This is a genomic window from Actinophytocola xinjiangensis, assembly GCF_001921215.1.
GTDB classification, from domain to species: Bacteria; Actinomycetota; Actinomycetes; order Mycobacteriales; family Pseudonocardiaceae; genus Actinophytocola; species Actinophytocola xinjiangensis.
The window spans coordinates 133,495-152,639 of sequence record NZ_MSIF01000018.1; the positions used below are offsets into that span (position 1 = coordinate 133,495).

Genomic DNA, 19,145 nt, shown 5'->3' on the forward strand with positions numbered 1-19,145 from the left:
AACCGACCCGGTCCGGCCGCCGTCAGGTAACGGATCCGTGCCGAAGGTCCTGTCCGCGAGGAGACATCATGAGATCCGCGGTCGTCGCGATGACCCTGCTGTTCCTCGGGGTCATCGCCCTCCCCTCCGCCGCGGCCGACGACGGCGGCACGCCCGCGGACGCGCTCATCCTGTCCGCACGCAACGAGGTCGACGCCCTCACGCCGCTGCTGTCAGGCACGACCGGCCCCACCCCCGGCCTCCGGGCACGGACGACCGCCGCCTCGGTGGCCCTGGCCGGCGCCCGCACCGTCACGACCCGATACCCGTGCCCCGCCGACGCCAAGGCGTGCCGCGACGCCCTGGTCGCCGCGCATGACCTGACCGGGTCGGTGATCAGTGACGTCAACGCGATCGCCGGTGTCGGCGCCGAGGTGGACCCGTCGTCGTGGGACACCCTGGTAGCGCGGTACACCACCGACGCCGCCGCGTTCCACGCCGCGTGGGACGAGTTCCGCGCGGCCTACCGTGAGGCACACTCCGCCGGGTCGGGCCTGAGCGCCACCACCACCTGGCTGCTCGTCGCCGGGGCCGTCGTGGTGAGCCTCGCGCTGACGACCGCGCTGGGGCTCTGGGCGCGCGGGGCCCGACCGCCGGGCGACGACCGGTTGGTGACCGCACGGCGAGCTCTGGTCACGGCGTCGGCGCTGCTGTCGTGCGTCGTCGTCGGTGCCACGGTGACGATCCTGGTCGTCGACGGACTCGACGCCTCCCCCAGCGGCCGAGCCGGCGGCAAGGCCGCCCTGGTGGTGCTGCTCGTGCCGGTGGCGGTGCTCAACCTGATCTGGGCGACCGTCAGATATGCCCGCGCGCGCAAGAAGTTCGGCGCCACGCGGTTCGCATAGGCAAGTTCCTGTGTTCGGCTCCCACGAATGTGGAATGTCGCGTCGCGACCGCGTGCCAGGATTGTCGCCCTCGCAGAAAGAACGGGGATGGCCGTGAGTGATGGGGAACGGGACTACCAGGTGGATCCCGGTGAACTGCGCGTCGCCGGGGGGAACGTCGCGGACGCGGTCGGGCCCGCCGACGGCGTCGACCTGGTGACCAGTGGCGAGAACGCCTACGGCGTCGGCGATGTGCACGCCGGACTCGCGCGGTTCTGTGCCACCTGGACGATCGCGATCGGTGCGCTGTCCGCGCGCGCCGACTCCGCCGCCGCCGCGTTGGTGGCCGCCGCCGACACCTACGACGCGCAGGAGGCCGAGGCGGCGCGGTCGGTCACCTCGGTCGCGGGTGGGTGAGCCGGTCGTGGACGTGAAGGAACTCGGTCAGACGACCGTCGTGAGCGAGTTGGTTCCCGGCGCGCCGGAAGCGGTGGCGTTCGACGCCGAGGCACTGCACGCGAGCAGCGACACACTGCTCGACACCTACCGGGCGGTCAAGGCGATCGACACGCCGAGCTGGTCCGGCCGGGGCGCCGAGGCGTTCTGGGAGCGGTTCGCGCCGGAGGCCGAGCACTGGCACGACGCCCGGCTCGCCACCCTGCACGTGACGCGCGCGCTGCACGAGTACGCCGAGGCGCTGCGCACGGCGCAGCTGCGCGCCCAGGAAGCCGTCGCGCAGTGGGCGCTGGCCGACGTCGTGGAGGCGGAAGCCGCGGCCGCCTACGAATCGGCCCAACCCCAGGACCCGAACGTCACGGTCACCGCGACCCCGCCGCCGCCCCCGCCGTCCACGGTGAGCGAGCCGTACCGCACCGAGGCCAGGACCATTCTCGGCGACGCGCGTGCGCGACTGGCCGAGGTGGCGCTGGCGACCGGGGAGGTGATCGCGGCGGAGAGCGGCACCGGTGACGGCGCCCCGACCTGGCTCGTGTCGGCGGCGGTCGCGGCGAGCCAGCACCTCACCGAGCACGGCACGGCCGCGGTCTCCCGCACCGAGCACCAGTTCCTCGACGGCGACGTCTCGGTGACCGAGTTCGGCGAGCAGCCGCCGGCCACCACCAGCGAGGACGACGCGCCCAGTGTGCGGGCGACGCTGGCCGAATGGGACGTCGCCGTCGAGGCCGCCCTGTTCGAGACGGGCGCGGACGGCAGCGTCCAGCTCGGCGACGTGCGGCTCGCCGGGTCGGTCGAGGTCACCGTCGGCGCGCAGGCCGGCGCTGGGATCACGCTGTCCACCGACGGCCTCGACGCGAGCGCGAACGCCTCCGTCGGGGTGCGGGTCGACGCCGAGGGCTCGGTCACGGTCGGCTCCGTCGAGGCGACCGCGAGCGCCGAGGCCGGTGTCCTCGCCGAGGCCGAGGCGACGCTGTCGGTCGGCCCCGACGGCGTGGAGATCGAGGCCGGCGCGTTCGCCGGGGCCGAGGTGACCGGTGCCGCCGCGGTGGAGGTCGCCGGGGTCACCGTGGGCGCCAACGGCGAACTCCGCGCGGGCGTCGGCGCTCAGGTCGGCACCGAGGTGTCGTTCGAGGACGGCCGGTTCGTCGTCGGCGGTGAGGTGGCCGCCGTGCTCGGGGTCGGTGGTCAACTGGGCTGGGAGGTCACCATCGACGTGGACGAGTTCAACGACGCCGTCCTCGAGTACTACCAGGACGGCGGCGTCATCGGCAGGATCTCCGATCTGTTCGACGGGCCGTTGCGATGAGCGCGCACCTGCCGATCCCGATCACCTTCCGGCTGCCGGAGGGCTGGGTGGCGACCGACCCCGACCAGGCCGGTGCCCCGCAGGCGGCGTTCGTGGCGATCGATCCCCGTTCCGGGGACGGTTTCACGCCCAACCTCACCGTCGCGGCGAGGCCGAAGCGACCGGAGTGGTCGATGATCGAGGCGGCCGAGGCGTCGGTCCGCACCCTCGACGATCACGCCGACGTCGCCGTGACGCACCGTTGCCTGTTCGGCTCCGGCGCCGCACCGGGCCTGACCCAGAGCGTGCGGCTGAGGACGACCGTGGGCGAGGTCCGCCTCGACCTGGTCCAGGTGCACCTCCTGATGACGTTGCGCGACACCGGGAACACCACGAAACAGGCCCTGCTCACGATCGTCCTGACGGCGACGGCGGACCAGGCCCCGGTGGCGGTCCGGGACTTCGACCGGTTCGTCGCCACCCTGCGGGCCAAGGCCAGAGGAGCGGCATGACAGAGGTCCTGCCACCGTACCGCCGGGTGAGCGCGGAGACGTTGCGGCTGGCGACCGAGGCGACCGGCGCCCCGCGACACCTGCGTGGTCTGGCCAGAGCGGTCCGCGACGGCCGGACGACCTGGGCGGACATCGTCGAGGGGCGGGCCGACCACCTGCCGGAGGCACGGGCGGCCAACGCCGTCGTCGCGGCGCGGGCGCGACCCGAACGACCCGAACCGGACGACGACGACGGCGAGGAACCGCTGGCGGGCAGGGTGTTCAGCGGCCAGTGGTGAGACCGGGCTACCGCGGGTGTACGCCGCCGTAGAACTTTCCGCTGGACAGGCTGTGGTCGACGCGCTGGACCCGGTCACTGGAGTTGCCCTCGATCAGCGTGACCTGGTCGCCGTTGACCGACTCCACGATGCCGATGTGGGTGCTGGTGCTCGTGGACTCCGGGCCGGTGCCGAACAGCAGCACGTCGCCGGGTCGGGCCTGGCCGAGGTCGCCGGCGTCGTAGGCCAGGCCGCGTTCCTGGCCCCAGGTGTAGACATCACCGGTGAACGGCAGCGACGGAATGTCCACACCGGACTCACGCCAGACCCAGGTGGCGAACGACGAGCACCACGCGTCAGCCGGACCGTACTTGTTCTGGTCGCCGGGGCCCTCCTCGAAACCGAGCTCGCCCCGGGCGACGTCGAGGATCCTGCCCTCGGCCCCGGCGTCCGGAGCCGATTCACCCGGCGGGACCTCCCCACCCGGCGGGACCTCCTCGCCCGGTGCCTCACCGGCGGGCGGAGCACCGCCCGGGGGTCCGCCACCGGGCGTTTGCCCAGGGGGCTCACCGGGAGTGCCGCCGGGCGCCTCGCCCGGGGCTGTGCCGCCAGGTGACCCGCCGCCTGGTGACCCGCCGCCCGGTTCCTGGCCGTCTGGGCCCGGTTGTTCGGGAATGGTGGGGATCCACTCCAGCGGCTCGCCAGGCGTCGGCGCGAACGTGCCGGTGTCCGGGCCGGGCATCGTGGAGAACCGGGGGTTGACGCCCTCCAGCAGGCCCGAGAGCGCCGACGCGGCGTCGGTCAGCGCCGAGCCCGCCAGCTCGACCTGTTCCTCGACCTGCGGCCGGTACCGCGCGACCGTCTCGTCGACCTGCCGCTCCAGTTCGCCCTCCTCCGCCGGGCAGCCCATCGCCTCCACCTCGGTCACGAGGTTGGCGAACACGCCCTCCAGCGCGTCCCGCGCGCCCTGCACCGTGCCGCCGGCGTTGCGCAGGTCCGACGCCGCGTTGGTCAGGGCGTCGGTGACGGCCAGGCCGGCGGCGGTGAACGTGTCCATGTAGGCCACGAAGCTGTCGGCGGACGTGCCGTCCCACGCGCCGTCGACCTCACCGATCACCGACCTGACCTTGTTCGTCACCACCGCGGTCCGGCCACCGGCCTCGGTGAACCTGGCGCCGAGTTCGTCGAACACCCCGCCGTCGGCCGTCACGTAGACCGGGTCGGCCAGGGCCGCCAGTCGCGGCGCGCTGCCGGGCAGGGCGCTCGCGTCGTCCTTGTGTGTCATGGTGTCCGCACCTCCTGCGGTGTCAGGCCGGGGTCAGCGACCTGGCCCGGTCACGGTCGGTCTCACGGACGCTGTCGATCACGGCCTCGACCGCGACCCCGACCTGGGTGAGCCGTTCGCTCGCCGTGTCGATCTCGTCGCGGGCGGCGTAGGACAACGCGGTCACCGCGTCGGCGAGCGCGCCGGCCCCGGCGAGGTCACCGAACGAGCCGGCGCTGACCCCGGTGGGCAGGCCGTCCCCGGCGGCGGCCATCGGCCCCGCCTGACCGGACAGCTCGGTACGGCACTGTTCGAGAGCTTCGTAGTTGACGGTGAATCCGTCCATGGCCATCTCCAGCGGTCAGGACCGGGTGATCTCCGGCGGGTTGGTGAAGTACACGTCGTCGGGGTTCTCGGCCACCGGCTCGGCGGCCGGCACCTCCTGCTCGACGTCCTCGGGCAGGACCCGGCCGAGGTCGAAGACCTCGTCATGGCGCTGCTCGACCAGCGGATACCTGCGCTGGTGGTCCGCGTCGGCGCCGCCGGCCGGTCGAGCGCCGCCCATGAGACCGCCGCCCATCGGCATCCCGCCCGCCGGGACGGCGCCGGGCACGGCCCCGCCGAAGGGCGTGCGGACCGCCTGCTGCTGGCTGCCGCCCTGGAGCGCGCCACCGCGGGCGTGGCCCGCGCGGGCGGCACCGGCGCCCGCCGGGACACCACCGCCGTAGCCACCGCCGAAGCCACCGGCCGTGGGCGCCGCGCCACCACCGGTGTGCCCGGCCGCCCGCGACACGTCCGGCGCGGCGCCGGGCGGCGGCGGCGTGAGGCCGGACGTGGTGGTGCCGCTCGTACCGACCGGCGCCGACAGTCCACTCGGGACGGACCCGCCGCCGTACCCGCCGGGGGCGGAGGCCGGCGAGCCCGAGGCGTCCCCGCCGCCTCCTCCGGAGGAGGACGCCGCCGAGGGCGAGGTGTCCCCGGCGACCACCGGGGTGTCCGGCACCGGCGCGGACGCCGCCCCGCCACCCGGCCGCGCGGCCGCGTCCTCACCGGAGGCCTCGGTGGCGACACTGGTGCGGCTGATGCTGTCCATCGCGGTCCGCAACAGCTCCACGACGGCCATGCCGCCCTTCACGAGCTTGAGCAGGTTGTCCCCGCTGGCCACCAGCGCCGCCAGTTTCGCGGCGATCCGCAGCGCGTACTCCACGGCGATCCCCACGCACGGCGGGATGGCCTCCACCACGCTCTGGCCGAAGGTCTCCCCCGCCCGCGCGATCGCCTGGGTCAGGATCGGCACGATCTGGGCGACGGCCTGGGCGATCAGCTCGGTGATCTCGGCGATGGCCTGGGCCACCACCTGGGCGGCCCCGATGATCGAGCTGGCCACCGTGTTGCTCGCCTCGCCGAGCCCCTCGACGCCCTCGGCGTGCACCGCACCGGACTCGCGGTACCGCGTCGCGGCGTCGCCGGACCAGTCGGAGGTCTGGGCGCTGGTCGAGGCCCGGTAGTCGCCGGCGACCCGCGCGATGTCCCCGCCCGCCGAACCGAAGTCCTGCGCCCCGGACATCACCGAGGACGGGTTGCCGCCCTGGAGCTGTTTGAGCGGTTCGTCGAGGAACGACACGAGCGGCATGAACCAGGACAGGCCGGCCGCCGCGAGCCCGGACAACGGGGTGCCCAGGCTGCTCAGCAGGCCCAACGGCGCGCCCGGCACGCCAAGCCCCGGCGCGACCCACCCGTTGGCGCGCACGGCGGCGTCGGTCTCCCGCAGGTCGGTGACCATCTGGGCGGTGTTCAGGTCGGTCATCGGGGAAGCTCCCGGTTCAGATCGGTCAGGGTGGCGTCGTTGTTCTCGTCGGTGTACTGGTAGCCGGCGGCGGTGCGGGACATGCCGGTGCTCATCTCGGCCACCGACGTCGCCGCGTCCGTGACCGTGTTCGCCACCTGGGTCATGGCGCCCTGCAGGCCGGCGGTCAGGAACTGGGTGAACAGGCCGAGGGCGAGGTCGGCCAGGCCGCTGGGCAGCCGGCCGCCGATCGCGGACAGCTCGTCGGCGACGTCACCGAGGTTGCCGGCGTGGCCACGGAGCTGGTCGGTGTCGACGTCGAACTGGGCGTTGGTCGCGTAGGTCATCGCGTGATCTCCGGCGGGTTGGCGAAGTAGTCGTCGTCGTCTGGGTCGTTGCCCGCCGGCACACCGGCCGGCAGGTGCTGCCTGATCACCTCGAGCGCGGGGCCCTCACCGAGGTACCGGGTCGAGAGGCCGTCGATCTGGACGCTGACCTCGCGCCGCGCCCGGCGGGTGGTGTCCAGGATCAGCCGCGCCAGCTCGTCGGACTCCAGGCCCCGGGCGGCGGGTGTGAGGGTGAGATCCTCCAGCGTGCCGCTGGCGCTGACCCTCACGGTGACCTCGCCGCGCGGCGAGGACGCCGTGCCGCCGACCTGTCGCAGGCGCGCGCTGGCGTCCTTGGCGCGCGACGCGACCTCGGCCAGCCGCTTGTCGTACTGCGCGAGCCACTGTTCAGGATCCATCATGTTCCCTTCTGGCGACCATGGCCACATTGCTGAGCGCATAGCGCATTTCGTTGCGGGTCAACGAGTTGACGCTGACCCACCCGTCGTCTCCCCGATCCACCCGCACCCTGCCACGTGGACCGTCCAACCAGGACAGTTCGAGTTCGGCCCGGCCGCCGACGCGGTGGGTGGCGCCCAGCTGTCCGGCGCCGAGCAGTTCGGGAAGCACGGCACCGATCTCGTCGAGCGCGAACGGGTCGCCGCCGTCGGGCGGCAGCGTGATCGGCATGGTGACCACGCCGCGCACGTCGGGCACGATCCTGAGCAGCTCGTCGACCAGCGCGTTCTGGGCGACCCGCCGGATCCGCACCCCGGTGGTCGCCGGGTCGCCGGTGAGCGACTGACGGCAGAGCAACGCCCAGGACCGGTAGACGATGGCCGCCACCCCCAGGGCCTCCCCCGGACCGGTCAGCACCAGGTCGACGGAGCCCCGGCACTCCCGCAACGCGGTGACCACCTCCGCCGCGACACCCAGCGGGCCGCGCTCACCGGCGAGCCCCCTGGCCCGCATGGTCACGCCGGCCGCCGCCAACAACACCGCCCGCTCGTCGGCGATCCGGCCGAACTCCGGCACCCGCAACGGGAACGGGAACCGCGCCCCGGCGTGCGCGGCGAGCAGGTCCAACTCCACGAGTCCGAACAGGACACCGTCGTGCCCGGTGCGGGTCGCGGCCACGGGCGCGGCGCTCACGTCGAGGTCTCCTCGTCGGTGAACCGCAACGAGGCCTCGGTCTCGCCGCTCTGGTAGTGCCGCACGGTGGCGTCCAGCGCCCGGTGGTAGCTGGCCAGTTCGGTGTCGGCGGCGCTCACCTCGCCGGTGAGCCCGGACGGGCCGGCCGCCTCGAGCAGCCGCATCGCCAGTTGCAGCGCGGGCGGCGCGGTTCCCAGCGGCGGCTGGCGTTCGGCGAGCAGCCGCGCCGTGGAGACCAGGCCGTTGGTCTCGCCGCCGATGCCGACCAGCGCCCTGATCTGTCCGGTCAGCTCCTCGGCCAGCACCTCGAAGTCGTCGCCGGTTGGCTTACTGGAGACCACTGTCGCGCTCCCTGTCCGTCACGTCGCCGATCACCGCGGCGCTGCTGCGCTCGTCCACCGCGAAGAGCCGGTTGTCCACGTTGGGCAACCGGGTCTGGTACGACCTGTCCCGGTCCTCGTCGCCGCGCATCGGGGCGGCCATCGGACCCATGAAGCCCCCGGCGCCCATTCCTCGTCGCATCGCCTCGGACAGCGCGGCGCGCTCGGCCGCCAGCACCTGCCCGACGCCTCCCGGGGCGCTGCCGACCAACGCCCCGGGAGGCCCACCGGAACCAGGCGTGCCCGTGCCGCCGACCAGCCGCGACCACGGCACCCCGCCGCCGCTTCCGGACGAGCCCCCCGACGGGCCGCCGGTGATCGCCGAGGACGGGCTGGTCGACGCCCCCGCCACCCCGTCCGCCCGGTAGGTCCTGGACGTGGTCGCGTCGGGGCCGGCGGGCACGACCTGGTTGGCACTGCTGAGCAGGCTCTGCTCGTAGCGCTGCATGACCCGCACCGCGTCGGCCTTGGACGCGCCGGCCACGGCGTCGGCGGTGAACACCCGCAGGCCACCCACCAGCACCGCCTCCACCGGCGAGATCGGCCCGGCGCCCACGGCGCTGGTCGCGATCGTCATCGGGTCCGGCGGCGGCGGGGGCATGGTGTTGCGCGCGAGGGCGAGCGCGTCGCCGGCCTCACCGGCCGCCTTCTGGACCGTGCCCGCCCGGGCGCCGGTGTTCCAGATCCGGTCGGACAGTTCGTCGAGCCGGTCGGCTGCCAGGTCGGCGGCCCGGCCCTGCCAGTTCGACCGGAGCGCGGCGCCCTCCCGGCGCAGTTCGTCGGCGAAGGCGGCCAGCGCGACGCTGTGCCGGCCCCACTCGGCGGCGACGGCGCTCACCTCGCCGACGTCGGCGCCCTTCCAGATCATGTCGTAGAGCTGTTGGTGGCTGTAGGCGTTCCAGTTCGTTCCGCCGGACACGGTCGACGCGCCGAACAAGGCCGCCCACACGCTGTCCAGCGCGTCGGTCAACGTCAGTGCCAACGTCCCGAGCGGCCCGTCCGGACTCACCAGTCCGGTGACCACTCCCACGAGGTCCTCGACAGTCTCGAACACGGCACCGACGATCTCGCCGCCCGGCCCCGATGGCCACGACCCGCATCGGTCATCCACCGGACTTCTGTGTCCGGTCGGGCGAAACCGCAGGTCAGGCGGTGTTGGCCAGGTGCGCCTGGAGCCGGGCGTGGCGGAACTGGTACACCGCCCCGACCTGACGCAGCACCCCGCGCCGGCACGCGTCGTCGAGGAAGGCGGCCACCGACCACGGCAACCGGCCGGTCAGCGGCAACCAGATCCTGGCGAAGATCAGCCACTGCCCCCACGCGGTCATCCCGATCCCGATCGCGAGCCCGATCACCGGTCCCAGCACCAGGTCCAGGACGAGCCCGGTGGGGAACAGGTAGCCGAGCGTGAGCGTGGTCATCAGCAGGTGGGCGAGCCCGAGCACGAGCCCCAGGCCGAGGAACTCGACGACCACGACCAGCCGGTTGGTGCGCAGCGTGTCGGCGGGGCCGACGGCGGAGGTGAGGTCGACCGTCGTCTCCAGGCCCGCGAGCAGGCCCCAGCCGAGACCGGCCAGCGTCCCCAGGGCGGTCCCGGCGGCCAGGCCGCCGAGGAACCCGGCCCCCGGCAGGCCCATCGGGGGGATGCCGGCGGCGCCCACGAGCCCCAGCACCAGCCCGAGACCGACCCCGCCGCCCAGCCCGATCAGGGCCCGTGGACCGAATCTCGCCCGCAGGTGCCGGGACCCGCCGCTGGCGCGCAGCTGGACCCGGGACGGCTCGAACGCCCCGCTGCCCAGCGTGATCCCCACTCCATGGGCGAGTCCGGTGGCCAGGCCGAACCCGAGCCAGTACCCGCCGGTGGTCAGCAGCGCGGCCAGCCCGCTTCCCCCGTTGAGCGCCTCCACCAGCCAGGTCATCGCCCCGGTCGACAGGCCGACGGCCAGCCCGCAGACCAGCCCGACGACCGTCATGCGGGTGCGCCGGCGCATCGTGACGCCCAGGCGCCACCACGCCAGGTCGTGGGTGCCGAGCCGGTCGAGGTGGCGGGCGAGGTACCCGAGCCAGGCCCGCGCCCGCCCGGCGTCCCAGCGGGACCGCTGGTCGAGGTAGACGGTGGGGATGAACCGGCTCAGCAGGTGGTCCTCGATCTCGTGCTGGCTGCCGAACCGGGTGGTGTCCAGCAGCTCCGCCGGGTCGGGGCCGGTCGCGTCGCTGTAGACGGCGCGGGCGAGACCGACCATCAGCGGGGTGGTCAGCACGGTGCGGAGGTTGGTGCTGGCCGGCCTTTCTGGGTGGTCGCGCAACTGGGCGAGGACCGGGTCCCACACGGTGCCGCCCGCGCCCCGGCGGGTGGTCCTCGGCAGGTAGTCGACCAGGTCGGCCACGACCAGGTCGGTCAGCCGGATCGCCGCCGCGGCGGTCAGCGCGTCGACGCTGGCGACGTCCCGGTACTCGCCGGGCCGGCTGGTCAGCAGCAGCGGGAGGTCGGTGGTGTTGAGCGCGTCCAGCGCACGCCGGTGCTGGCCGACGGCGAGTTCGTCGAAGCCGTCCAGCACCGGCAGGATCCGGTCGGCGTCGACCAGCGCGGTCGCCAGGTTCGACCGGTTGGGGCCGCGTGCGGCCAGACCGGGATGGTCCCGCAGCAACTGCCCGACCAGCCAGTCGCGGAAGGTCGTGGTGGTCGGGTTCCAGGACGCGATCCCCAGCGCGACCGGCACGGCGTCACAGCGTCCTCGGGTCCGCAACAGGTCCAGGACGAACCGCGCGGCCAGGACCGACTTGCCCGACCCCGCCCGACCCAGCACCACCAGCCGCCCCGACGGGATACGCCGGTAGATCTCGACGATCTCGGGCAGCCGCCCGGCCAGGTCCAGCGGCGCCGCCTCGCCGTGCGGGACCCGGCGGATGTTGGCCCACTGGTCCATGACCCCGTCGGGCGCCGGCTGCCACCGGACGGGCAGGGGGAACGGGTCGTGGATGCGCCGCAGTTCCTCCTCTTTCTTGAGGCGCGCGTGGACGGCGTGCGCGAGGTCGTCGGCGGCGTCGGCGAGCAGGCGTTCCAGCGCCGACTCCGGCCGCCGCTCGACGACCTCGACCGGCCCGGCGGGTCCGTCCGGCTCCTCGGGTTCGACGGGCTCCTGTCCGCCCGCGACGGTGAGGAACGTGGCCCGCACGTCCGGCTCGAGCCCGAGCCCGTCGGCGAGCAGCCGCACCGTGTCCAACTGGGGGTTGGCACTCGCCCCGGACTCCAGCCGGCCGATGGTCCGCACGGCCAGGCCGGTGCGTTCCGCCAGATGCTCCTGTGTCAACCCCGCCTCGCGCCGCAGCCGCCGGAGCAGTGCGGTGAACTGGACCGTCACGCATCGCACCCTAGCGAACGCGGTCGGCTACCGGTCGCCTTTCGGATGAACACCGGCGCCGGTTCCGGCCGGAGCCGCCGGTGCGGTCAGGTGGTGGTGGGTGCCTCTGATGGTTCGGGGCCGCCCAGGGCCTCGTACATTTCCAGGACCGACTCGTCGTAGGTGCGGCCGTAGACGCGACCCAGGAAGACCTCGGCGACGAACTCGCGGGGGTTTTCCGTGGCGTAGCCGCTCACGGCGGTGGCGGTGCGGCCCCTGCCGGGGGCGAACTGGGTGAAGTTCAGGTCGTGGTAGCGGCCTCGGTTCAGTTGGTAGTGCAGGAAGTGACCCAGTTCGTGCACCATTGTTCCGGTTCCTTCGGGGGCAACCTGGGTGGACAGGAAGTAGTCCGGATCGCCGGACTTGGTCAGTGGGTTGCCGACTCCTTCGGGGCTGGCGACCACGTTGTCGGTGGGGATGTACTCGGCGCGTTGAGCTTTGCGACCGCCCGCGTCGAGGATTCCGTCGGTCGTGATGGTCAGTCGCCGGCCGTACCTGGGGAGGTGCACGGTCAGGTTCGGCAGGGGGAAGCCGGCTTCCAGCACCTTGCGGATCGCGCCCTCCAGCATGGTCACCCGCTTCTCCTTGAGGGCGTCGGTGCGGTCCCAGTGGATGGTGACCCGGGTGTCCCCCACGTCTCGGACCACCGTCTCCTGGTTGTCGGGGAGCGCCGTGTCGGTACCGGACTCGCCGGCCCCGCTGGCCAGGTAGGACTCCACTTCCGGGAACTGGGTCCCGCCGGTGACCGGGTTCGGGTGCTCCTTCATGAGCTCACGGGTCCGCTCCTCGGTGACGCCCTGCGCGGTCACCTCACCCCGGCCGGCGATCGTGAGCTGGTCCTCCAGCCGTTCGCTCGCGAGCTGGTCCAGGATGGCGAGGGCCTGCTCGGTCAACCGGCCCTGGTCGTCGTGGTCGATGAGAGCCTCGTGCATCCGGTTGTTGTCCGGGTCGACCGTGACTCCCTGGGAGGGTCGTGCGGCGTAGCCCACCAGCCGTGGATCGAGGACCGAGTACTTCGCCTTCAGCTGCTCCTGCTCGGTCCGGCGACGCTGCCGGGCGTCGACCTCGGCGAGCGCGGCGCCTACCTTCGCCTCCAGTTCGTTGATGGCGTCGTCGCGTTTGCTTTTCTCGGTTTTCGTGGCGCGCCAAGCGGTGATGGCGGCCAGTACGGCGTTGAGCTCGTTCCGGTTGGCGTCCAGGTTGCCCTGCATGGCGTAGCCGCCACCCAGCCACGCCCGCACGGCCACGTCGATGGCCTTGAGCGCGCTGGAGCGGCGGACGGCCGACACCGCGGACGTGTCCATCCAGCCGGCGAGGTAGGCCTGGAGACCGTCCGCGGCCGACTGGGGCGGGTCGTCGGTGCGCTGCACCGTGTGCACGCCGTCGTGCGAGAGGCCCGGCGGTGGGGTGGTGGGCGATGGCGGCGCGCCGGACATCGCCTGGGTGGCAACGTGTTCGGCCTCGCGTTCGGCGTGGTCGGCGGGGTCGCTGATCCTGAGGCCGTCGGCGGTCTCGGTGCCGGGCACCGGGCCGACGCTCTGCTGGACCACGTGGGTCAGCTCGTGCGCCCAGGTGTGCTTGTCGGCACCGCCGTGACCGATCACGACGTGGTTGTCCGACGTGTACGCCCGCGCCCCGACCTCCGCCGCGGAGCGCCGCGCCGCCGGGTCGTCGTGCACCCGGACGCGGGAGAAGTCCGCACCCAGCCGGGCTTCCATCTCCTGGCGCAGGGCCGCGTCCATCGGACGTCCGGGCGAGCTCAGGACGTCGCGCACCGACGCGTTCCGCTCGGACTCGACCATCCTGGCCACCGCACGGTTGCCCACCGTCCGCTGTAGATCGAGCATGTCAGTCCGTTGTGGACTGTCGTGCTGATCCGCCCGCGCGGCAGGGGATCGCCGCTGGGACTCCTCCGGCAGGTCGCGTTCACGCACCTACCACTGACTACCAGAACCGATCCCGGTGCGGGCAGTGCCACCGAGGCAGTGGCGTTCGCCCCTTCGGGCAACGACCGCCTACAACGCGAGCATCGCCGCGGCGACCTCGTCGACGGCCGAGTCGGGGATCGCGGTCGCGGCCTGGTCGAGCACGAGCAGCCGTGCACCACGGATCTCGTGCGCGAGTACCGCACCGTCGCGACCACATCGTCACCCTTCCGTCACGGCCCACGCCACCCGCGCTCGTCTCGACATTGTCGCCACGTGTTCGACATCATCATCAGATGTCTCTGTTCCGTCTCGGTCGTTGACCCCTGACGGGGGCGTATCTAAATTCCTGCCTGACGAGGTCGAACGGTGTGCGACATAACGGAGTGTCTGCGTGTCTGATCCAACTGACGTGACGAGCACGACCAAAGATCAGATCACCGCGGTCGGGCCACGGAGTCAGATTCAGGCGCTTGACCGGTCGGTGGCCCTGCTCGACGCGGTCGCACGCTCGGGCCCGGGCGGCGCCGCCCTGCGCGAGCTCTGCCAGACCGTGGGCCTGCACCAGTCGACCGGCAGAACGATCCTCGCCGCCCTCGTGACGCACGGCCTGGTCGCCCAGGACGAACGGTCCCGCTACTACCGGCTCGGCGCCCGCGTCTTCACGCTCAACCAGATGTACCTCGCCCAGACCGACCTGACCGTCGTCTCCGCCCCGGTCATGCGCGCGCTGTGGGAACAGACCGCCGAAACGGTGCACCTCGCCGTCCTGCAGGGCGCCAGACGGGTGAACATCGCGGTGCTGGTCAGCCCGCAGTTGCTCAACATCAACCCCAGCGGCCGGGCGAACGACGCCTCCCTGGTGCCCCTGGAGAAGACCGCCGCCGGCAAGGTGCTGCTCGCCGCGCTGGAGCCCGACGAGCTGTCCGCGATGCGCCGCAACGCCGACTGGGAGTACTTCGCCGCGCATCCGCGGCCGCTGACCGAGACGTTGCAGGACGAACTCCGCGAGGTCCGGGCCGACGGCTACGCCACCAACGTCGAGGAAGGCGCCATCGGCGTGTGCGGGGTCTCCGCCCCGGTGTGGGACCAGTCCGGTCGGGCCGCCGCCGCGCTCGCCGTCGGCTACCCGGCCGCCCGGTACAGCCCCGACTACGCCGAGGCGATGCGCAAGGCGGTCTGCGACGCCGCGGCCGAACTCTCCGCGATCATGGGTGGCCGCCCCGCCGGGTCCTGGGGAACGCCGTGACCAGGCACTACGACGTCGTGGTCGTCGGCGGCGGGCCCGCCGGGTGGCCGGCCGCCGTCCAGTCCGCACGGTTGGGCGCACGCACCCTGCTCGTGGAGAAGAACGGCGCGCTCGGCGGCACCACCACCGTCGCCGGGGTGGCGCTGCCAGGCCTCTACCACGCCTGGGGCAAGCAGGTCATCGGCGGGATCGGCTGGGACGCGGTGCGCGACAGCGCCGAGCGGGCCGGCATACCTCTGCCCGACTTCACCGCCTGGGACCAGCCGCACTACCGGCTCCAGGTGCCGGTCAACCCGGCGGTCCTGGCCGCGGTCATCGACGAGTTCGTCGCCTCCGCCGGCGTCGACCTGCTGCTGCACACCATGTTCGCGACGGTCGTCCGTCAGCGGGACCGGTGGCGTGTCACGTTGTGCGCCAAGGAAGGCCTGGTCGAGGTCACCGCCGCGTGCCTGGTCGACTGCACCGGCGACGCCGATGTCGTGGCGCGCGCGGGGTTCACCCGGCTGGTGAACGAGAAGCGGCAGCCAGGCACCCTGATGGTCCGATTCGGTGGGTACGACAACGACGCGCTCGACCACCCGGCGCTGAGGTCGGCCTACGAGGCGGCCGTCGCCGACGGCTCCCTGCTCCCCGAGGACCTGGCCGGCGGCAGCGACCCGGTCGCCGCCTTCCTGCGCACGGGAGGGGAGAACCGGATCCACATCAACGGCGCCACCAGCGGCACGAGCGGCGAGCGGACCGCGGCCGAGGTGGCGGGCCGCCGGGCCATGATGCGGATCTTCCGGTTCTTCCGACAGCAGCCCGGGCTGCACGACCTGACCATCCAGCGATGGGCGGTCGAGTGCGGGATCCGCGAGTCGTACACGATCGACGGTCTCGCCAGGATCACCGCCGCCGACTACACCAGCGGTCGGGTCTGGCCGGACGCGCTCAGCTACAGCTTCTACCCGATCGACGTGCACGACCCGGACGGGGACGGCATCGACATCCGGCCGCTGCGTCACGGCGTCGTTCCCACCATCCCGCGTGCCGCGATGATCCCTCGCGGCGCGACCAACCTGATCGTCGCCGGCCGATCCGTCAGCGGTGACCAGGAAGCCAACTCCGCGTACCGGGTCCAGGCCTCCTGCATGGCGATGGGCCAGGCGGCCGGCGTCAACGCGGCGCTGGCCGCCCAGCACGACCGCGACCTTCTCGAGGTGGGCGTGGCCGAGATCAGGAGCACCCTGCGCGAGCAGGGCGCCATCGTTCCCGGCGACTGACCGCGCCTGCCAACACACCACGCATCACATTTCCAGGAGTAGCCATGAGTCCTTCGACCAAACGGACGCTCGCGGTGGCCCTCGCCACCGTGCTGACCGCCGCCGGGTGTGGTTTCGTCAACTCCGACGACGAGGACGCCGGCGCGTCCGGCAAGGTCAGCGCGTTCGTCAGCACCGAGCAGCAACTCGGTCTCTCCTCGCTCCACCCGAAGTTCGAGCAGTCCGCCGGCGTGACCTTCGACCTGACGGCGGCGCCGACCGCGGACCTCAACGAGCAGTTGCGGGTGCAGCTGACCTCGGGCACGGCGGCCGACATCTTCCGCGTCTCGCCCGGTCTGAGCAGCCCGGTTGCGGTTGGCGTGCTCGGCGGTCAGGGGGAGCTGGCCGATCTGTCCACCGCGGACTGGACGAAGTCGATGTCGGCCGACATGCGCGGACTGGCCAGTGTGGACGACAAGGTGTACGGCTTCCCCGTCGGACAGAACGCGATCGTGATGGCCTACAACAAGAAGGTGTTCGCCGAGGCCGGGGTCGAACCGCCGCGGACCTGGAGTGAGCTGCTCACCGCGTGCGACAGGCTCAGGGCCGCGGGCGTCGTGCCGATCTCCGCGGGGTTCACCGGCGGTGTCTACCTGCAGTTCTGGGTCTACGCGTTGGCGGCGTCGCTGGTGTACGGACCGGAGGCGGACCTGAACGACCGGATGCTCGCCGGTGAGGTCGACTTCGCCGATCACGCGGCGTGGACCACGACCTTCGAGAAGTTCCTGGCGTTGCGCGAGTACATGACGCCACAGGCCAACGGCGTCTCCTCGGACCAGTCGACGGCCGACGTGGCCCAGGGAAGGGCGGCGATGCAGCTCATGGTGTCCTCCGGTCTGCCCGCGCTGTTCGACGGCTCCGAGGGCGGTGCCGCCGACTTCGGCGTCTTCGCGTTACCAGCCACCGACGACGCCACCGAGACCCGGCTGCCGGTCGCTCCGGACTTCCTCGCGGTGAACAAGAACACGAACAACCTCGACCAGGTCAACGAGTTCCTCGACTTCCTCGCCGAGCCGGCCAACGTGAAGTCCTATGTAGAGACACTGGGGATGTTGCCGGCCCTGGATGTCGTCGACGACGCCAAGCTGGACTCGCTCGAACCGGTCTTGTCCTACGTCAAGGACAAGCGCACCACGCCCTTCGCCAACTACCTGTGGCCCAACGGAGACACCCAGCAGCGGCTGCTGCAGAGCGGGCAACAGCTGCTGGCCGACGAGATCGGCATCCCGGACCTGCTTGGCCAGTTGGACGCCGAGTTCGACAAGGGGACTCCGTGACCCTGGGACGGTCCCGGCAACGGTTTCCGTACTGGTTTCTCGTACCCGCCCTGGTGGTGTACGGCGTGGTGGTCATCTATCCGACCATCGCCGGCGGGGTGTACGCGTTCACCGACTGGACGGGTTCCCGGGACGGCGCGAACGTGACGGGTCTGGCGAACTTCGGTGCCATTCTGGAGGACCCGGACGCGATGGCGGCGCTGCGCAACACCGTCGTCCTCGCGGTGGCGGTGACGATCGTGCAGACCGTGCTCGGACTGGGTCTGGCCATCACGCTGCACACCCGCCTCGCGACCCGTAACGTGTTGCGCACGCTGTTCTTCCTGCCCGCCGTGCTGCCACCGGTGATCATCGGGTTCCTCTGGCAGTACCTGCTCACCCCCAGCGGGCCGGTCAACGAGGTGCTCGGGAACCTCGGCCTTGGCGGACTGGCGCAGAACTGGCTCGGCGACTCCTCCGTCGCGTTGTGGAGCGTGGTCGGGGTGATCGTCTGGCAGAACGTCGGCCTGACGATGATCATCTACCTGGCCGGGCTCGAGGGGATCCCCGTCGAGCTCAACGAGGCGGCGGCCATCGACGGGGCCGGCTGGTGGCGGCGGTTGCGTGGCGTCACGCTTCCCCTGCTGATGCCGGCCACCACGATCGTGGTCTCGCTGACCCTGATCTCCAGCCTCAAGGTCTTCGACCAGGTCTTCGTGATGACCGGAGGCGGTCCTGGCTACGCCACGGAAACCCTCTCCCTGACCATGTACAAGGAGGCGTTCGTCTCCGGACAGTTCGGTTACAGCGCTGCGGTCGCCCTGGTGCTGACCATGCTGGTCGCGGCGTTCGCCCTGGTCCAGCTCGGCGCCACGCGCCGCTTCGAGGTGCGGACATGAGGGCCAGCAAACCCCGGCTGCTCCGGCTCGGCGCGGGCGAGCTCGTGATGGTCCTCGTCGCGCTCGCCTTCGCCTTTCCCGCCTACGTGTTCCTCAACGTCTCGTTGAAGGACCCCCAGGAGGCCTCGGCCTCACCGCTCGCGCTGCCGAGTTCGGTCAGCCTGGACAACTATGTCGAGGCGTGGCGGCGGGCCGAGCTCGGCGGCGCGATGATGAGCAGCGTCGTCGTGGCGGTGATCAGCGTCGCCCTGCTGGTCCTGCTCGGTTCGTTCGCCGCGTACGTGCTCGCCCGCCGGGCCACCCGGCTCAGTTTCGGCCTGTTCGTGCTGTTCCTGCTGGGCTTGATGATCCCCACCCAGCTGGGCATGGTCCCGCTCTACCAGCTCATGCACGACGCCGGCATGTTGCGGACCTGGACCTCGCTGATCATCGCGCAGGTCGGCCAGCAGCTGCCGCTCACCGTCTTCCTCTACGCCGGCCTCACCCGTGCGCTGCCACGTGAGTACGAGGAGGCGGCCTATGTGGACGGCGCGGGACCGCTGACGGCGTTCCGGCGCGTGGTGTTCCCGATGCTCCGGCCGATCACCGGCACGGTGATCGTCCTGTCCGGAATCAACATCTGGAACGAGTTCCTGTTGCCGTTGCTCTACACCGGAGGGAGTGCGCAGCAGACGCTGCCGGCGGCCGTCTACTCGTTCCGTGGCGAGTACACCACCGAGTGGGGCCTGCTCTTCGCCGGCATGATGATCTCCATCCTCCCCGTTCTCGTCGGGTACTTCCTGCTGCAGAAGCGAATGATGCGTGGTTTCGCCAGCGGACTGAAGGGATAGCCG

20 protein-coding genes are annotated in these 19,145 nt (G+C 72.1%); 10 read left to right on the forward strand and 10 right to left on the reverse strand.

What is annotated here, in order from left to right:
* Positions 1–68 precede the first annotated feature (68 nt).
* The 5 genes from BLA60_RS29585 to BLA60_RS29605 all read left to right on the forward strand — a co-directional run bounded on the left by BLA60_RS29585 (position 69) and on the right by BLA60_RS29605 (position 3,394).
* Entirely contained in the window at positions 69–884 is an 816-nt protein-coding gene (locus tag BLA60_RS29585) for a hypothetical protein (protein WP_075136308.1), read from the forward strand.
* A gap of 93 nt (positions 885–977) precedes the next feature.
* Positions 978–1,280, forward strand: coding sequence for a hypothetical protein (locus BLA60_RS29590; RefSeq protein WP_154814701.1), 303 nt, complete (start codon positions 978–980; stop codon positions 1,278–1,280).
* A gap of 7 nt (positions 1,281–1,287) precedes the next feature.
* Positions 1,288–2,625, forward strand: a complete 1,338-nt coding sequence (locus tag BLA60_RS29595) for a putative T7SS-secreted protein (RefSeq protein WP_154814702.1) — start codon at positions 1,288–1,290, stop codon at positions 2,623–2,625.
* The gene (locus BLA60_RS29600; RefSeq protein ID WP_075136311.1) at positions 2,622–3,116 is read left to right on the forward strand and encodes a hypothetical protein; all 495 of its coding nucleotides are present in this window, start codon (positions 2,622–2,624) and stop codon (positions 3,114–3,116) included. The genes BLA60_RS29595 and BLA60_RS29600 overlap by 4 nt, the downstream gene beginning before the upstream one ends.
* Complete coding sequence (locus BLA60_RS29605) at positions 3,113–3,394, forward strand: hypothetical protein (protein WP_075136312.1); 282 nt, start codon at positions 3,113–3,115, stop codon at positions 3,392–3,394. Before BLA60_RS29600 ends, BLA60_RS29605 begins: the two co-directional genes overlap by 4 nt.
* Positions 3,395–3,401: 7 nt before the next feature.
* Here the strand turns inward: BLA60_RS29605 and BLA60_RS45780 are convergent, their stop codons facing one another.
* The 10 genes from BLA60_RS45780 to BLA60_RS29655 form a co-directional block, all read right to left on the reverse strand.
* A complete protein-coding gene (locus BLA60_RS45780; protein ID WP_075136313.1) occupies positions 3,402–4,658 on the reverse strand; it encodes a CHAP domain-containing protein in 1,257 nt (418 codons plus the stop codon).
* A 22-nt stretch (positions 4,659–4,680) separates the two neighbouring features.
* Complete coding sequence (locus tag BLA60_RS29615; RefSeq protein ID WP_075136314.1) at positions 4,681–4,983, reverse strand: hypothetical protein; 303 nt, start codon at positions 4,981–4,983, stop codon at positions 4,681–4,683.
* 15 nt (positions 4,984–4,998) lie between these two features.
* Complete coding sequence (locus tag BLA60_RS29620) at positions 4,999–6,444, reverse strand: WXG100 family type VII secretion target (RefSeq protein ID WP_075136315.1); 1,446 nt, start codon at positions 6,442–6,444, stop codon at positions 4,999–5,001.
* Positions 6,441–6,770, reverse strand: a complete 330-nt coding sequence (locus tag BLA60_RS29625) for a type VII secretion target (protein ID WP_075136316.1) — start codon at positions 6,768–6,770, stop codon at positions 6,441–6,443. Before BLA60_RS29625 ends, BLA60_RS29620 begins: the two co-directional genes overlap by 4 nt.
* Positions 6,767–7,171: a YbaB/EbfC family nucleoid-associated protein gene (locus BLA60_RS29630; RefSeq protein WP_245812211.1), complete on the reverse strand. Its 405-nt coding sequence runs from the start codon at positions 7,169–7,171 to the stop codon at positions 6,767–6,769. The genes BLA60_RS29625 and BLA60_RS29630 overlap by 4 nt, the downstream gene beginning before the upstream one ends.
* Positions 7,158–7,901 carry an ESX secretion-associated protein EspG gene (locus tag BLA60_RS29635; RefSeq protein ID WP_245812213.1) on the reverse strand — a complete coding sequence of 248 codons (744 nt, stop codon included), beginning with the start codon at positions 7,899–7,901 and terminating at the stop codon, positions 7,158–7,160. The genes BLA60_RS29630 and BLA60_RS29635 overlap by 14 nt, the downstream gene beginning before the upstream one ends.
* Positions 7,898–8,242, reverse strand: a complete 345-nt coding sequence (locus BLA60_RS29640; RefSeq protein ID WP_075136318.1) for a hypothetical protein — start codon at positions 8,240–8,242, stop codon at positions 7,898–7,900. The genes BLA60_RS29635 and BLA60_RS29640 overlap by 4 nt, the downstream gene beginning before the upstream one ends.
* Positions 8,229–9,335, reverse strand: coding sequence for a WXG100 family type VII secretion target (locus BLA60_RS29645; RefSeq protein WP_084735370.1), 1,107 nt, complete (start codon positions 9,333–9,335; stop codon positions 8,229–8,231). The genes BLA60_RS29640 and BLA60_RS29645 overlap by 14 nt, the downstream gene beginning before the upstream one ends.
* A gap of 91 nt (positions 9,336–9,426) precedes the next feature.
* Positions 9,427–11,643 (reverse strand): helix-turn-helix domain-containing protein, encoded by a 2,217-nt coding sequence (locus BLA60_RS29650; protein WP_075136319.1) that lies wholly within the window; start codon positions 11,641–11,643, stop codon positions 9,427–9,429.
* An 86-nt stretch (positions 11,644–11,729) separates the two neighbouring features.
* The gene (locus BLA60_RS29655; protein WP_084735371.1) at positions 11,730–13,529 is read right to left on the reverse strand and encodes an eCIS core domain-containing protein; all 1,800 of its coding nucleotides are present in this window, start codon (positions 13,527–13,529) and stop codon (positions 11,730–11,732) included.
* A gap of 472 nt (positions 13,530–14,001) precedes the next feature.
* On the opposite strand from BLA60_RS29655, the gene BLA60_RS29660 reads away from it, so the two are divergent.
* The 5 genes from BLA60_RS29660 to BLA60_RS29680 are packed head-to-tail and all read left to right on the forward strand — an operon-like array spanning position 14,002 to position 19,142.
* A complete protein-coding gene (locus BLA60_RS29660; RefSeq protein ID WP_084735373.1) occupies positions 14,002–14,856 on the forward strand; it encodes an IclR family transcriptional regulator in 855 nt (284 codons plus the stop codon).
* Positions 14,853–16,118 carry an FAD-dependent oxidoreductase gene (locus BLA60_RS29665; protein WP_154814703.1) on the forward strand — a complete coding sequence of 422 codons (1,266 nt, stop codon included), beginning with the start codon at positions 14,853–14,855 and terminating at the stop codon, positions 16,116–16,118. The genes BLA60_RS29660 and BLA60_RS29665 overlap by 4 nt, the downstream gene beginning before the upstream one ends.
* Positions 16,119–16,162: 44 nt before the next feature.
* Positions 16,163–17,434, forward strand: coding sequence for an ABC transporter substrate-binding protein (locus BLA60_RS29670; protein ID WP_075136322.1), 1,272 nt, complete (start codon positions 16,163–16,165; stop codon positions 17,432–17,434).
* On the forward strand, positions 17,431–18,312 hold the full coding sequence (locus BLA60_RS29675; protein WP_075136323.1) for a carbohydrate ABC transporter permease: 882 nt from the start codon (positions 17,431–17,433) through the stop codon (positions 18,310–18,312). Before BLA60_RS29670 ends, BLA60_RS29675 begins: the two co-directional genes overlap by 4 nt.
* Positions 18,309–19,142 carry a carbohydrate ABC transporter permease gene (locus BLA60_RS29680; RefSeq protein ID WP_075136324.1) on the forward strand — a complete coding sequence of 278 codons (834 nt, stop codon included), beginning with the start codon at positions 18,309–18,311 and terminating at the stop codon, positions 19,140–19,142. Before BLA60_RS29675 ends, BLA60_RS29680 begins: the two co-directional genes overlap by 4 nt.
* Positions 19,143–19,145: the final 3 nt, after the last annotated feature.